Origin of the sequence: Aliivibrio fischeri ATCC 7744 = JCM 18803 = DSM 507 (assembly GCF_023983475.1) — a bacterium.
GTDB lineage: Bacteria > Pseudomonadota > Gammaproteobacteria > Enterobacterales > Vibrionaceae > Aliivibrio > Aliivibrio fischeri.
The window spans coordinates 946,273-961,198 of record NZ_CP092713.1 but is presented as its reverse complement, the minus strand read 5'-3'; the positions used below and the strand labels follow the sequence as shown (position 1 = coordinate 961,198).

The following is a 14,926-nucleotide window of genomic DNA, read 5'->3' as shown; positions in this document are numbered from 1 at the left end:
AGGCAAACTGACAACGCCGAGTGTAGCAAATCGTGTTGATGCATTTGTTAAATTTATATTTCGTGAAAATCAAAAGTAATAGATGAATGAGCTCGATTACAAAACCCATGAATAGATTTATCGACAATGTCTGCGAAATTTAGAACTTCTTTATCTGAAATACACACCATAGATGATATCGTCTCTGTATAGTGAGGACTAACTAATCTAGTTACAAATTTAAGCCTCAAATGATGAAATATATCTTTTAGGATAAAGTACTTAGAAACTTGCAAACGCTGTTTCATTAACTCTTTTGGATCGCTCGATATAATAAAATTTCCTTCCGAAACTTCATAGGAATACTTTTCAAAATCCATTAATACATTTCTACCTGAAGGAAAGATGAATCTTGAAAGTGCATAAATCTGCATGTCCACAAATTGTAGCCAATTTGAATCTACGCTTGAAAAATCCTCTTTAGGCACAGGAGGATCAAGTAACACTTTTCGCTCTAGAATATTAACTGAGTTTTCGATCGCTTGTTTTAGCCCTTTCAATTGCGCGCCTTGTACATTATCAGTAACTACAGTAATTTTACTATGTCTATTTTGCTCCAATGTCTTGAACAAAGCTTCATATGCACAACGATATCTTTCAATATTCTTCCATTTCGGTTGAGACTCCGAATATATAAATTTCTTCTTGTTTAAAGACACAGAGTGAAACCTGTAAAAACATGGAAATGTTTTTAAAAATTTCGCCCACAGAATCCATCGTGACAAAGCATCATCTCCGTTATCTTTGTCAACACCAGCATGCATTCCGCTACCTTTTAAAAACCATTGTTCGGCATTATTTTCTGGTCTAAAAGTGTTCTTAAATTGACTAAGTTCCGGCAAAATTTCATGTTTTTCTTTTGCTGAAACTAAGCAGCCACCAATAAATAAATGATCATCATTTTCTCTTTCATCTATATACAAAATAGTTTCATCATCAGGGTGGAAATATTGTGTAAGAAACCCTGACCAACCATTAACACCCGGCAGAATTTTATGCCCTAGCATCAACATTTGGTCTATAGTGACCTGATTAGCATCAGGCATAAAATAATCAAAATCTTCAAGTTTTAATTTATAAGGCACACTGCCTCCTATATAGATTTAACGCCTGCATAACACGTTTGCTACCATACAGATTAAGCTCAAATTTACCACTTAATACGGTAAACTCAAAGAAACCTAGAATGCCGAATGTAGCAAATCGTGTTGATGTGATTGTTATGTGTTAACAGGTTAAATTTTAGACAATAGTTTTTCTTTCTGATTATTATATTCACTTTCCGTAATCGCATTTATATCCAATAACTTTTTCAATTTTTCTATATCGTCATATACGTTAGCATCATTACTCGTTTCTTGAGATTTAGCAGTCTCTACTCGAGCTATTTCCATCAACAACATATTTGTATACTTTTCTATTTCATCAACGGTCGTTTTTGTTGAACTTGTCATTTTTTTACTCGATAGTTCATTAAACATCTTTTTCAGAATCGGATTTCCAGTAACTGTTGATTCGTTTGAACAATAAATTTCAATATAATCTTGTTGTGCACGCTTCAGCCTTTCAATGTTATCCAAAATTTCATTTTCATCATTTTTCCCTAAAACAAGTAATATAATACCCGAAATTAGAGGTGATAAAATACAGGCTAATAGAAACCATAAAAAACCACTTCGATTATAGTTTGAAGCAAAATAACCCACTAAAACTGCAAATAAGAACCAAAGAAAAAAACCGCCAAACATAATAATACCTCATATAAATTTAATAGATTGAATTATACAGGATGATAACTCAAAAAAACACATAACATTTAATTATACCCACCACATTCGTAATCTCTACTGAATATATTTCTGTACGTATAAACTCAACATTCTATTTCAAAACCAATAACCTAGCACCTAAAACCACTGAAATTTCAAAATAATTATACGTAATTGGTTCGTATATCTCACTTTTAACCTCACATCCATGTAACTGATTAAATAGACAATTCCATCAAAATTTAATCAAACCTCCAAATATACGAACCCAAATTGAAACTCTGAATAGGTGACTTACACTCAATACACCATTAACCACCACATACAAAGCAAAATGGATATCCCATTAGATCTAAAACCTGATTCGCAACGCTTCACCGATCAACTTCGAATCTTCATTCGAACACGAGCACTAGCTTATAACACAGAGAAACAATACATATATTGGATAAGTTGCTTCATTCGTCATAACAACTACACATCAAAAGACGAAATTAACGCTTTTGACATACCAGACTACCTTGAACATTTGGTCGTTAAACAAAACGTATCGCCAAATACACAAAAAACCGCTTTAAACGCACTCATATTTTTATGTCGTGAATATCTACAACAATCAGTCGATAACCTTGAATTTAAGCGTTCTAAAAAAGCGACTAAATTGCCAACAGTATTTTCTCATAGTGAAGCAATATCCGTTATAAATGAACTTAACCACCCCACTAAGCTGATAGCACAGCTTATGTATGGAAGCGGTTTACGAATAAACGAAGCATTAAGGCTAAGAGTCGATGACATCGATCTTATCCATAAAACCATCACCATAAGAAACGGGAAAGGTAATAAAGACAGGACGACTGTACTACCCGATAGCATCATTCCAGAGCTTAAAACGCAACTCGCCTTTGTAAAACAGCAACATAAAATGGATGCGATAAATGGTGATGATGAAGTTTATCTACCTAATGCCATTGCAAAAAAATACCCTCACAGAGCAAAAAGTTATGGTTGGCAATATGTATTTCCATCAAAACAGATCAGCAAAGATCCACGTTCAGGCCAGCGTCGTCGGCACCACATGTTAGATAGAAGCGTTCAAAAGCAAGTAACCAATGCAATAAAAAAACTTGAGATAGATAAGAAAGCCAGCAGCCACACATTTAGGCATAGCTTTGCGACACGAATTTTAGAACGGGGTGGAGATCTAAGGACAATACAAGAATTATTGGGTCATTCTGATATCAAAACGACCCAAATTTATACTCACGTAATAGGCTTACACTTCTCAGGAACGAAAAGCCCATTAGACTTTGATTAAAAATAGTTACATTTCATATTGGCGATGTTTTAGTGAATAGAAAATAGCTCTAATCGCTTTCGCCAAAAAGAAAACAGCAACAACAACAAAAAACTTACTAACAATAAAGCCCGGAGTTAAATAAGAAACAATCGCACAAAAAGCGCCAATTAAGGCCGATAGCATCCACTCTTTTTGCATGATTACACAACTAATCGAGCCATTTCGACACCCGAACCTCTTACTTCATCAATGTGCTCAATCACATTCTCATTCACAAATAAAATATCCACTTCGATCTGCTCAGAAAGCCATACTTTTTTAGCATCACGAGTTTCAAGTTTATCCCACTCACGATTAATCGCATTCGCTAAACGAACCGTTGCTGCCAGTGGAGAATAAATGTTATCAACTTTTGGCTCGTATTGTTCTGAAATAGCAAAAACCAACTCTTTAGAGAAACTCCAACTCTCAGCCAGTTTAGCTCCTAAAACAGCACTATCCGTATTGATAGTTGAACGTTGTGCACTAACTTTCGAGCTACCCGCTTCCATTTTCTCAAAGATCTCAGGAACTTTATCTGCCATAACAGTATAAATCATCAAATCACCGATGTTATGCAGCATACCCGCAGTAAAAGCGTCATTAGGATTAACTGCACAACTTTCACCAATGGCTTTACTTAATACGGCAACTTCAAAAGTTTCTTGCCAAAAGCTTTCAAGATCAATCACTTCAACATAAGGAAAAGCACTGACAAGCGAAGAAGCAATAATCAGAGTCTTAAGCGGTTCAAGGCCTAAGCGTACAACCGCTTGATTAACTGATGATACGCTCTTGCCACGCGAGAAATGCGCAGAGTTAGCCAAACGTAATACACGACCACTCACCACTTGCTCAAGTGAAATTGTTTTTGATAAATCTTGCAACTCAACGTCAGGATCATTTACCAATTCCATCATTTCACGGATCACTTTCGGAATTTTTGGTAACTCGTGAGCATGACTTAAAATTTCATTTTGTTCCATATTCTTTCTCCACAACAAGTCGCTACTTTTTCTTTTTCATCACAGCCACAGTAAAGCGGCTTGTGCAGACTAAGCGGTCTCGTTGATCTTTAATATCAATCACCCAAACGTGGGTAGTTGCACCTAAATGTAAAGGCTTGGCCGTGGCGAAAACAGTTCCTTCACGTACAGCTCTAATATGGTTGGCATTTATCTCTAAACCAACACAATATTTTGATTCATCAACACACCAGTTTGCCGCGATAGAAGCAACAGACTCAGCTAATGCAACTGATGCCCCGCCATGCAGCATGCCTAATGGTTGGTGAACCGTCGAAGTCACAGGCATAGATGCAGTAATCGAATTATCATCATATGCACAATATTCAATGCTTAACGCTTCCATCAAGGTATTACGAGACGTCGTGTTTAAGACAGTTAAATCCATCTCACGTTTCCAAATACTCATTTTCACTCCCAATGTAATCGTTAATATATATATCGACAGTTTACACTCAACCTGTACGTTGAAAAACATATTTTCGCTTGTTGAACGCTTTTACTAACTGATAAACTTCACAAAAATATTTGGTTTAACTCATGTAGGATAACTATGTTAAATAAAAGCATGATTACTAACTTGATTTCGTTAATCTTGTTAGGTGTTGGTTATTACACGCAACAAAATACACTCTATTATATTGGCCTATTTGCTTTCTCTGGGGCATTAACAAACTGGCTTGCTATTCACATGTTGTTTGAAAAGGTTCCAGGTCTTTATGGTTCAGGAGTTATTCCTGCACGCTTTGAGGAGTTTAAAGCCAGCATTAAGCGTTTAATGATGGATCAGTTCTTCACCAAAGCGAACGTAGATAAGTTTTTATCAAATGAAATGAGCTCTGCTACGAACATTAACCTAGAGCCTGTGATTGATAAGATTGACCTTTCACCAGCCTTTGATTCTTTGGTTGAGGTGATCATGAACTCTCAATTTGGTGGCATGCTTGCAATGTTTGGTGGTCAAGAAGCCATTGACCCAATGCGTGAACCGTTTATTGAAAAAATGAAAGCATCAATTACTGAGATCAGTCAGCAAGAGCAATTTAAACAAGCACTAAAAGAAGAGCTTGAAGCCCCAGAAATGATGGAAGACATTCAATCGACGATTGAGGATATTATTGACCAACGCCTAAATGAACTTACTCCTAAAATGGTGAAAGAAATGGTTCAGGATATGATCAAAAATCACCTTGGATGGCTTGTTGTTTGGGGGGGAATTTTCGGTGGTGTTATCGGAATGCTTTCCACGCTAATTTAATCCATACCAAACTCTAAGATACCCATGTTTTAAGTACCAATGTCTTAGATACAAAAATGCCAGCATTAATACGCTGGCATTTTTTATGGGTTCAATCTCAAATTAATGGATTGGTGCGCTATCGTCAGCACTGAATTTACCAAAGTGTGCTTCAAGCACTTCTGGTGTTAACTCACCCGCTTCTTCAAGACGTTTTAGCTCAGCAACAATCGCTTTTTGCTCTTCAATTGATGGCAACGCTTCTTCTGGTTTATCAGCTTCTTGTTGAACCATTTCTTGAAGTTCTTTTTCAAAATCACTCATGATTATTTTCTCAATTCATAAAAACAATTAGAGGGATTCTACAAGAGAACCCCTCAAAAGGTAAACCTAAAGCCGTCTGTTAGACTTTAAAAGCACCAACTAATTGATCTAATCGTTGTGAAAGTGCGTTCAATTGCTGACTTGAATCCGCAAGTTCTTGTGCTGTGGCGGTGGTTAACTCATTAATACCATTAATCTCTTCGATGTTTTGGTTAATCGTATAAACCACAGTAGATTGCTCTTCTGTTGCCGTTGCCACTTGCGTATTCATATCAGAAATATCCGTGATACTTTTTGCAATACCCGCTAACACTTGTGTTGCACTGTCTGCAGATTCAACACCACGAGCCGTTACACTGTGACTTGCTTCCATCGCATCTACCGCATTTTTCGCTTCATTTTGCAGTTGATCAATCATCTTCTGGATTTCATCCGTCGATTCTGATGTGCAACTTGCTAATTGACGAACTTCATCTGCAACCACAGCAAAACCACGACCATGATCACCAGCACGAGCGGCTTCAATGGCTGCATTTAACGCAAGTAAATTGGTTTGCTCTGAAATACCACGAATAACGTCAAGGATAGAGCCAATGTCTTGTGTTGTACCCGCTAATTGCTCCACCACATGGCTGACTTGAACTAAATCACCTTCAAGTTGGGTAATTGCATCACGAGAATCAATCACAGTTTGACGACCATCTTGAGTACTTGCTTCAGCTTTACTTGCTGATTGTGCTGCATTCGCCGCATTGGATGCAATTTCGTTAATCGTACTACCCATTTGGTTAATAGCCGTTACGACTTGAAGCGTTTGGTCACGCTGCATTTCACTGTTATCACGCGTTGATGTTGCTTTTAACGCTACATTTTCAGCCGTAGTGTGTAATACATGGCCAGTTTCAACCACTTCAGAAACCGTATTGTGAATTTTCTCGACAAAACTATTAAAGCCTTTTGAAAGTTCGGTTATTTCATCATTACCTTTCACTTCGATACGATGCGTTAAGTCACCTTCCCCATCACCTAGTTCTTTAAAGCGATGTGCAAGTTCGTTCAGTTTATTAGTGATTGAGCCTGCGCCCCAAATCGCTAAAGAGACAAATACCGCAATAATCACCACAATCCACATAATGATGTCTTGGGTAGAGGCATGCAAACTTTCAAACACTTCAGAAACCGGTACTTCAGCAACAATAAACCACTCCATTGAAGGAATGTAATGCGAAGCAATAAAGATCTCTTGGCCACCTTTTTCCATGCGGCTCAAATTGAAGTTTTTCTTTGTTAGTAATACCGATGCTTCAGCAGAACCAACCACATCTGTAATGGTTTGCTTGCCCATAATCGCTTTGTTTTTATGGATTTTGATATTACCATCACCATCCATTAAATAAACAAAACCCGTTTGTTCAATTCTAAATCCATTTAACAAAGCCACCATATCATCTAATGATTTAGATAAACCAGCCATTGAAACGCCATTTAGCTGTTGGAAATTAACAAACAGTTTTACTTCACCGTTTTGTTCGGTAAATACATTCAACATACGCTCAGGGCCACTCTGTGTGAACCCAAAAAACCAACCGTCTTGTTGTTTGTTTAGTTGACGTAAAAAACCATCCTGATTCCAATAGTTTGCTGTTTGACGGTTAGCAACAGATGCATCATTTAGATTATGTTGTTGTTTTAGTTTATTTAATTGACCAATAAGAACATCTTGGTCTTCAGGAGAGATGTAAGGATCAGAAATAGCATCGATAATGAAAGGGTTATTAGACATTTGCTCAGCAGCAGCAGAAAGTACTGCCACCTCTTTATCTACTTCTCCACCAATTCGATCAAGAATAGTCGGAAGTTCGAGCGTGGTTAGCCTTTCATCTAAAGTTTCGTACGCTTTTTTTTGGGCAACAATACCCACAAGAGAAGTTGAAGCAATGATAGCGATAACGATACCGGCGACGAGTTTCTGTTTTATTGTTAGATTAATCATAATTTTTCCACAGCTAAAATAGACCCTTCATATAACGACCGCTCATTCCATAACTTTAATAAATAATTAGAAAAACATTCATTAATTAAATAGTTGAATAATTTCGAACTAAACCCAATCTTATTAGGAACTAATGTGACTTTATTGAGTCACAGACAATAATTACTAAACAATCCAGACATTGGGTGAACTATGCCAGCGTTAAAAATTCAACAATTACAAACTTACCTTGAATCTCAAGTCATTGGTCAACCAGATTTAGTAAAGCAGTTATTAATTGCCCTACTTGCAGATGGTCATATTTTAGTTGAAGGTCCTCCGGGTCTTGCAAAAACGCGTGCAGTTAAAATTTTGGCAGACTCTATTGAGGGAGATTTCCACCGTATTCAATTCACTCCTGACTTATTGCCATCAGACTTAACCGGTACCGATATTTACCGTCAAGAGACCGGAGAATTTACATTCCAACCGGGTCCAATTTTCAACTCATTAGTATTGGCTGATGAGATCAACCGTGCGCCAGCCAAAGTCCAAGCAGCGATGCTAGAAGCCATGGCTGAAAAACAAATTACAGCGGGTCGAAATACCTATCAACTGCCTGAGCTATTCCTAGTCATGGCAACGCAAAACCCAATTGAACAAGAAGGGACTTACCCACTACCAGAAGCGCAGCTTGATCGTTTCTTAATGCATTTAGATGTGGATTACCCTGGCGCACAAGACGAACTAGCCATTCTTCGTTTAAATCGTGGGGAAGCCTTAGGTGAACAAGCACAAAGACCGCAACCATTAGCACAAAGTGAAATATTCAGTGCTCGTAAAGAAGTGTTATCCATTTACATGGCACCTGAAATTGAGCAGTACATTATTCGTATTACAATGGCGACACGTAAGCCTGCGCAATACTGCCAAGAGTTAGCAAACCAACTTGAAATGGGGGTTAGCCCACGTGCGACATTAGCGTTAGATCGTTGTGCTCGTGCACATGCATGGTTAGCTGGTCGTGATTACGTAAGCCCTGAAGATGTTCAAGCTATGGCTTATCCTGTGTTACGTCACCGATTGCTATTAAGTTTCCAAGCGCAAGCAGAAGGCACAACGGCAAATAAAGTCATTGAGCGTTTATTACAAATGGTAGCGGCGTCTTAATTCAATCAAGACACATTGCTAAACGTTAATTCGACATAAGCAGATATTGTGAAGAAAACAAATACACTAACACTGCCACCACACAGCAATGGCGTTACCTTGTCACTTAATGAGTTGGTTCACTACAAGAACCACTCATTACAGTGGTTACCGCCAGCACAATCTGTATGGTCAAAAATGAATGGCAGTCATCAAAGCCGTCAAAAAGGCCGTGGCATGGATTTTTCTGAAGTACGCCAGTATCAACCGGGGGATGACATTCGCTCTATTGATTGGCGTGTCACTGCACGTACAGGAAAACCACATACCAAGCTCTACAGTGAAGAGCGAGAACAACCAACCATGCTTTTTGTGGATGTCAGTGACACCATGCGTTTTGGTTCACAGCTTCTATTCAAATCCGTTCAAGCGGCGCATTTTGCCAGTTTGCTCAGTTGGATAACCTTAGCTGAAAAAGATCGCGTTGGTGGGATCATCTTTGATGGTAAATCGACACTCGATTGTAAGCCCTCTTCTCGTCAGAAAATGGTCTTACAATTTCTTCAAAAGGTCATTGAGCGTCATAACACCACGTCATCAAATACAGAGCAAACGACAACGCAACAAACGGATTCTTTTGTTAAAGGGTTACAGCAGTTACAACGTTTGTGTCCAAAAGGCAGTGAAATCGTCATCATCAGTGATTTCTACGCACTTACGGACGATTGTAAAGCGATATTCAGTCAATTAAGCAAACACAATCGCATTCAGTTTGTGATGATAAACGATCCATTAGAGCAAGGGGTGACCCGTTTTAATGGCGTAGAGCATGTGTCTGATAACAAACGTTCGGCATGGTTAGACTTCTCCTCTCTTTCCACTAAAAATGCCTTACAACAACAGGCGAACCTACATAAAGCGTATGTACAAAACATGGCAATGCAATTGGGCATTCATTTACATACCCTATCGTCAGGTTTTCCTTTATTAAATCAATTAACCACTGCACAGGATAAAGGAAGTAACTAATGTCTTTATCTTCAACAGCAGCACCAAATGCTGAATCACCGTCCGCCCCATTGCCTTTAGCGGATTTACACTTACCAGAAGCACCAAGCTTCTCGCTGTCATGGCAAGGTTACGGATTCATTTTTCTTATTATTGCTTGTATTGCTCTTCTTGTTTGGGCTTTTATGGCTTATAGAAAAAAACGACGCCTTCAACGTGTCGCTTTATCGGAATTAGCGAAATTAAAGCCAGAACAGACTCGTGATGTAGCAAAGCTATTAAAACAAGCGGCATTGAGCCATTTCTCTCGTCAGCAAATTGCAGCACTGCATGGACTCGCTTGGTGGAATTTTATTGAACAAAAGCTTCCGACTAAAAAACAAGCCAATGTTCACTTTGCTACTCGCTCAGAAATGCTCGAGAAAGCCTTATACGGCAAAGTGCCTTTATCTGAAACCAATCAAAAACGCTTTTATGATGATGTGCGTTACTGGTTGATTCATGCATTGCCTGCAAAACAACAAAAAGCAGAGCAAGGAGCAAAACATGATTGAATTTATGTGGTGGTGGGCATGGTTTTTCTTGCCAATCCCATTGGTGATCTATTTCTTAATGCCAGAAAAAGAAGCTGGCGAAGCGATTCATTTGCCTCGTTTACCAGACCAAGGTGAATACAAACAACCGAATAAACGCATTAATATCGGCTTATTATCATTGGCTTGGCTTTTATTGGTAGCGGCACTTGCACGTCCTGTCTGGTATGGTGAACCTGTGGATATTCAACCAGAGCACAGAGACATGATGCTGGTGGTGGATTTATCTGGTTCCATGGCTGAAGAAGACATGAAAACCAGTAATGGTGATTTTGTTGACCGCTTAACCGCGGTTAAGCAAGTGGTGTCCGATTTTATTGACCAACGTAAGGGCGATCGCCTTGGCTTGGTGCTGTTTGGTGATCACGCTTATCTTCAAACACCCCTCACCTTTGATAGAAACACGGTACGTGAACAATTAGATCGTACCGTGCTAAATCTTGTAGGCCAACGTACCGCAATTGGTGAAGGCTTAGGGCTGGCAACCAAAACCTTTATTGAAAGTAATGCACCGCAAAGAACCATTATTTTATTAAGTGATGGTGCTAATACGGCCGGTGTACTAGAACCATTAGAAGCGGCACAACTGGCAAAAGATAATCATGCCAAGATTTACACCGTTGGTATTGGCGCTGGTGAAATGCAAGTACGTGGATTCTTTGGAAAACAAACGGTAAATACCGCTCGTGATCTGGATGAAGATACCTTAACCAAGATTGCAACAATGACTGGCGGACAATATTTCCGAGCTCGTAACGCCGATGAACTTGCAGAAATTTATCAAACCATTGATGCATTAGAGCCTGTGACTCAAGCAACACAAACTTGGCGTCCCCATGAAGAGTGGTTCCGTTACCCACTAATGGGCTATTTGTTTGTTCTTTTCATTATTGTTGGAGTAAGAAAACGCCATGGTTAATTTTACTTTTCTCTATCCGATGTGGTTTTTAGCCCTCATACCATTAGTGGCTTTGATTGTTATTCAACGAAAAAACCAACATCACGGTGGCTTAATCGCCCCACACATAGCAAAACAACTTGGCATGATTCAAAAAAAGAACGGCCATGGCTTTTTATACGGACTCATCGTTATTTGGTTTTGTGTGACAACAGCACTTGCTGGACCAAGTTTTGGCTATAAAGAAACACCGAGTTTTCAGCTTTCTGGTGCTCGAATTCTTGTTATGGATATGTCTCGCTCTTTGTATGCGACGGATCTTAAACCCAACCGTTTAACCCAAGCAAAATACAAAGCCAAAGATCTTCTGCCTTACTGGAAGGAAGGCATGACAGGGTTAGTGGCTTATGCCAACAGCAGTTATTTAGTAAGTCCGTTAACAGGTGACAGTAAAACGTTAGATAATCTCATTACTAACCTATCTCCTGAAATCATGCCTTATAAAGGGAAAGGAAGTAATTTATCGGCAGCGATTACTCAAAGTATTGAGATGATGAAAAAATCTGGCCATCAACAAGGCGATATCGTTGTCTTAACTGACGGTGTTTCCTCATCACAACTTGAAAAAGTGACCGCATTAGTTGATGGCACTAAATGGCGTATTAGTTTATTGGGTGTCGGTACCACTAATGGTGCACCTATCGAGCTACCTAATGGACAATTATTAACGGATAACACGGGTAAAACGGTCGTCGCAAAACTCGATCCACAACCATTACAGCAAATAGCGACGGAAACGAATGGTGTGGCGCAGCTTATCCAATCGGATAACAGCGACATTGATGCTATCGTTCGGTTAACCAAAACACCTTTAGAGCAAGTAACAAAAAACAGCGATACACAAGTGAACAGTCGTGCAAACCACGGATACTGGTTACTCTTCCCTATTGTATTGCTTTCACTATTTGCTTTTCGAAAAGGAATGATTTTAGCTTTATTGCTTGTATTGCTGCCTGTTGATAAATCCATGGCGAATACGTTGTTATCAAACGATTACAACGCTCACCAACAATATGAACAAAAAGAATATCAAGCGGCCAGTGAACAGTTCCAATCCAAACAATGGAAAGGAGCGGCTCAATATAAAGCGGGAGATTATAAAGGCGCTATTGAAAGCTTAACTGGCCTTAGTGATATCCAATCACAATATAATCTTGCGAATGCATTAGCGCAAAATGGACAACTTGAAGACGCTAAAGCTCAATATGAATCTTTATTGCAAGCCCATCCCGATATGAAGGATGCTGAAGATAATCTGAATTTAGTAAAAAAAGCTTTAGAAAAACAGCAAGAACAAAAGCAGAAAGATGATAGTTATAAAAAAGACAAAGATGGTGATACATCATTAAAGAAAGATTCGAATGGCGATAAAAAACAAAGCCAAGATAATAAGGACGGCTCTGAGCAATCTTCAGATTCTAAAGACTCGCAATCTCAAGATTCACAGCAGAATCAGCAGAATCAGCAGAATCAGCAGAATCAGCAGAAAGATAAATCTCAATCTGAAAGCGAGTCAAAATCAGATAAACAAGAAAAATCCGATGCTTCTTCTCAAGATAAAAAGAAACAAGAACAGAAAGAAAAATCAGCACAAGCAAGCGATAAGCAAAAAGAGCAAAGCAACGCTGACAAAGAGAAGAAACAAGCTCAAATGCTGTCTCAACAAGGTCAAGTTGATAGCGATGCAAAAACAACGGATCCACGTTTACAAAAACTAGAGCAATCTGGTGCTAAAGAAGACGAACTGCTTCGTGCCCTACTCTATTTACAAGCTCAACAACAAGAGCCACCACAAGCTTCTGAGAACGAATGGTAATACCGATGAAAAGACACTTAAACTACCAATCTTCAATAATGAAAATATCACTGATGAAGAAAATACTATTACTGATTACCCTAACTCTTAGCGGGGTGTCATATGCCAACGCCCAAGCTATTGCAACCGTTAGCAAAAACAACATTACTGAAAACGAAGTTATCCAACTGATGGTATCAGTAGATAAAAGCGCAGATCAAAGCAAGTTTGATATTAGCCAGCTCGGACCGGATTTTCGTTCAGGCCAAGTCAGCTTTGGGAGCTCTCGTTCATTAGTTAATGGCGATTACAGTGTTCAAAGCCAATGGACTGTATCGATTGCACCAACCAAAATGGGGATATTAACCATTCCAAGTATGGAGGTTGCAGGTGAACAAACAAACCCAATCAATATTCGTGTAAATAAAGACGCAACGGCACCAAAAAGCAGCGATATTATCAAAGTCAGTGGTGAGTTAAGTAAAAACGAATTGTACGAAGGTGAAACGGCACAGTTTAATGCCAAAATAGCCATCTTTGCCGATATTCGTCGTTTAAAAGATCCAAATATCATTACTCCTCAAGGAAGCGGTGTTGAATTTTCTCCTATTGGTGAAAGTAAACAATATCAAACGGTTATTGATGGTTTACAAGCAACTGTGGTTGAACAGGTATTTAGTCTAAGCGCAAACAAAGCAGGTAAATTAACCTTTGATGGCTTGGCTTTTACGGGTGGGTTAATACAAACCGATCGTTACGGTCGTAGCACCAAGTTAATTCCCTTAAACATAAACCCAAAACAATACTCAATTAATGTCTTAACGAAACCATCTGATTACAAGGGAACATGGTTACCAACCAGTGATTTGAAATTAGGTCAGCAATGGCTCGTTGATGGCAAAGTCCTAACCAACACAGAGGTTGAAGCTGGCACAGCCATTACTCGCCAAATCACTCTAATGATGGCTGATGTACCACCAGAAAAGTTACCATCTATTGATATCAACTATCCAAAATCAGTTCGTATGTACGACGAAAAGCCGACCATTGGTAAAGACAGCCAAGGGAATAGTGTTATGACCATTAAACAAGTGATCATTCCACATACATCGGGCCAAGTTGAATTACCAGCGGTATCAATTCAATGGTGGAACAGCAAAACGCACAAAGCAGAAGTCGCAAAGTTAGATTCATTAATGCTAACCGTGACACCAAACAGTCAAAACAGCGAACAAATGATCGAGCGGCAGACAAATGAGCAATCAAGAACCGTAATAAAACGAGAAGTTGATCACGGTATTTGGCCTTATACCACCCTAGGTTTTGCTATTTTATGGCTATTAACACTTATTGCTTGGTATAAAGCGCGAAACAGTGTGAGCAAAGAAACATTAACGGTTACATCGAATCACGGCATATCAAACAGTGATATTTCTGTATTAATTACTGCACTTAAATCAGACAATACCATACTTGCACATCAGATCATTCAAGACCATGCTGATGACTGGAAAGCAAAAGGAATCAATACAGATAAAGTCAAAGTGCTCATTGAGAAATTAAGCTATGCTAAATACTCAAATAAATCAGAAAACCCTGATAAAGAAAGGCTTATTAAAGAGATAACTCAACAATTAAAGGTGAGTAAAAAATCAAAATCAAGCCCAGCAGAACTTGAAGCATTATAGGCTTTAACTGCATAAATGAATTTAAGGCTG

The 14,926-nt window shown here is 38.8% G+C and carries 15 protein-coding genes; 8 read left to right on the top strand and 7 right to left on the bottom strand.

The window, feature by feature from the left end; translation table 11 throughout:
* Positions 1-53: 53 nt before the first annotated feature.
* Together AVFI_RS17695 and AVFI_RS17690 are read right to left on the bottom strand one after the other, a co-directional pair.
* Complete coding sequence (locus AVFI_RS17695; RefSeq protein WP_054776363.1) at positions 54-1,124, bottom strand: DUF3800 domain-containing protein; 1,071 nt, start codon at positions 1,122-1,124, stop codon at positions 54-56.
* Between the two features lie 150 nt (positions 1,125-1,274).
* The gene (locus tag AVFI_RS17690) at positions 1,275-1,787 is read right to left on the bottom strand and encodes an SHOCT domain-containing protein (protein WP_188864032.1); all 513 of its coding nucleotides are present in this window, start codon (positions 1,785-1,787) and stop codon (positions 1,275-1,277) included.
* Between the two features lie 355 nt (positions 1,788-2,142).
* Between AVFI_RS17690 and AVFI_RS17685 the strand changes: the two genes are divergently transcribed.
* Positions 2,143-3,126, top strand: coding sequence for an integron integrase (locus AVFI_RS17685; RefSeq protein ID WP_155662880.1), 984 nt, complete (start codon positions 2,143-2,145; stop codon positions 3,124-3,126).
* A gap of 6 nt (positions 3,127-3,132) precedes the next feature.
* Here AVFI_RS17685 and AVFI_RS17680 read toward each other — a convergent pair whose 3' ends face one another.
* From AVFI_RS17680 to AVFI_RS17670, 3 genes are read right to left on the bottom strand one after another with little or no spacing between them, the layout of a single operon-like run.
* Positions 3,133-3,306 (bottom strand): hypothetical protein, encoded by a 174-nt coding sequence (locus AVFI_RS17680; protein WP_005422942.1) that lies wholly within the window; start codon positions 3,304-3,306, stop codon positions 3,133-3,135.
* A 2-nt stretch (positions 3,307-3,308) separates the two neighbouring features.
* Positions 3,309-4,133: an HDOD domain-containing protein gene (locus AVFI_RS17675; RefSeq protein WP_065596802.1), complete on the bottom strand. Its 825-nt coding sequence runs from the start codon at positions 4,131-4,133 to the stop codon at positions 3,309-3,311.
* A 22-nt stretch (positions 4,134-4,155) separates the two neighbouring features.
* Positions 4,156-4,581, bottom strand: a complete 426-nt coding sequence (locus tag AVFI_RS17670) for a hotdog fold thioesterase (protein WP_005422946.1) — start codon at positions 4,579-4,581, stop codon at positions 4,156-4,158.
* 144 nt (positions 4,582-4,725) lie between these two features.
* On the opposite strand from AVFI_RS17670, the gene AVFI_RS17665 reads away from it, so the two are divergent.
* On the top strand, positions 4,726-5,430 hold the full coding sequence (locus AVFI_RS17665) for a DUF445 domain-containing protein (protein ID WP_017019695.1): 705 nt from the start codon (positions 4,726-4,728) through the stop codon (positions 5,428-5,430).
* Positions 5,431-5,532: 102 nt separating this feature from the next.
* Here the strand turns inward: AVFI_RS17665 and AVFI_RS17660 are convergent, their stop codons facing one another.
* Both AVFI_RS17660 and AVFI_RS17655 read right to left on the bottom strand, forming a co-directional pair.
* Entirely contained in the window at positions 5,533-5,733 is a 201-nt protein-coding gene (locus AVFI_RS17660) for a hypothetical protein (RefSeq protein WP_005422950.1), read from the bottom strand.
* Between the two features lie 79 nt (positions 5,734-5,812).
* The gene (locus AVFI_RS17655; RefSeq protein ID WP_054775820.1) at positions 5,813-7,726 is read right to left on the bottom strand and encodes a methyl-accepting chemotaxis protein; all 1,914 of its coding nucleotides are present in this window, start codon (positions 7,724-7,726) and stop codon (positions 5,813-5,815) included.
* A 192-nt stretch (positions 7,727-7,918) separates the two neighbouring features.
* Between AVFI_RS17655 and AVFI_RS17650 the strand changes: the two genes are divergently transcribed.
* The 6 genes from AVFI_RS17650 to AVFI_RS17625 are packed head-to-tail and all read left to right on the top strand — an operon-like array spanning position 7,919 to position 14,896.
* The gene (locus AVFI_RS17650; protein WP_054775819.1) at positions 7,919-8,875 is read left to right on the top strand and encodes an AAA family ATPase; all 957 of its coding nucleotides are present in this window, start codon (positions 7,919-7,921) and stop codon (positions 8,873-8,875) included.
* 48 nt (positions 8,876-8,923) lie between these two features.
* Entirely contained in the window at positions 8,924-9,883 is a 960-nt protein-coding gene (locus tag AVFI_RS17645; RefSeq protein ID WP_054775818.1) for a DUF58 domain-containing protein, read from the top strand.
* Positions 9,883-10,416 carry a DUF4381 domain-containing protein gene (locus AVFI_RS17640; protein ID WP_054775817.1) on the top strand — a complete coding sequence of 178 codons (534 nt, stop codon included), beginning with the start codon at positions 9,883-9,885 and terminating at the stop codon, positions 10,414-10,416. Before AVFI_RS17645 ends, AVFI_RS17640 begins: the two co-directional genes overlap by 1 nt.
* Positions 10,409-11,374 (top strand): vWA domain-containing protein, encoded by a 966-nt coding sequence (locus AVFI_RS17635; RefSeq protein WP_054775816.1) that lies wholly within the window; start codon positions 10,409-10,411, stop codon positions 11,372-11,374. Before AVFI_RS17640 ends, AVFI_RS17635 begins: the two co-directional genes overlap by 8 nt.
* Positions 11,367-13,229, top strand: coding sequence for a vWA domain-containing protein (locus AVFI_RS17630; RefSeq protein ID WP_155688183.1), 1,863 nt, complete (start codon positions 11,367-11,369; stop codon positions 13,227-13,229). Before AVFI_RS17635 ends, AVFI_RS17630 begins: the two co-directional genes overlap by 8 nt.
* 5 nt (positions 13,230-13,234) lie before the next feature.
* Positions 13,235-14,896, top strand: coding sequence for a BatD family protein (locus AVFI_RS17625; RefSeq protein ID WP_188863695.1), 1,662 nt, complete (start codon positions 13,235-13,237; stop codon positions 14,894-14,896).
* Positions 14,897-14,926 lie beyond the last annotated feature (30 nt).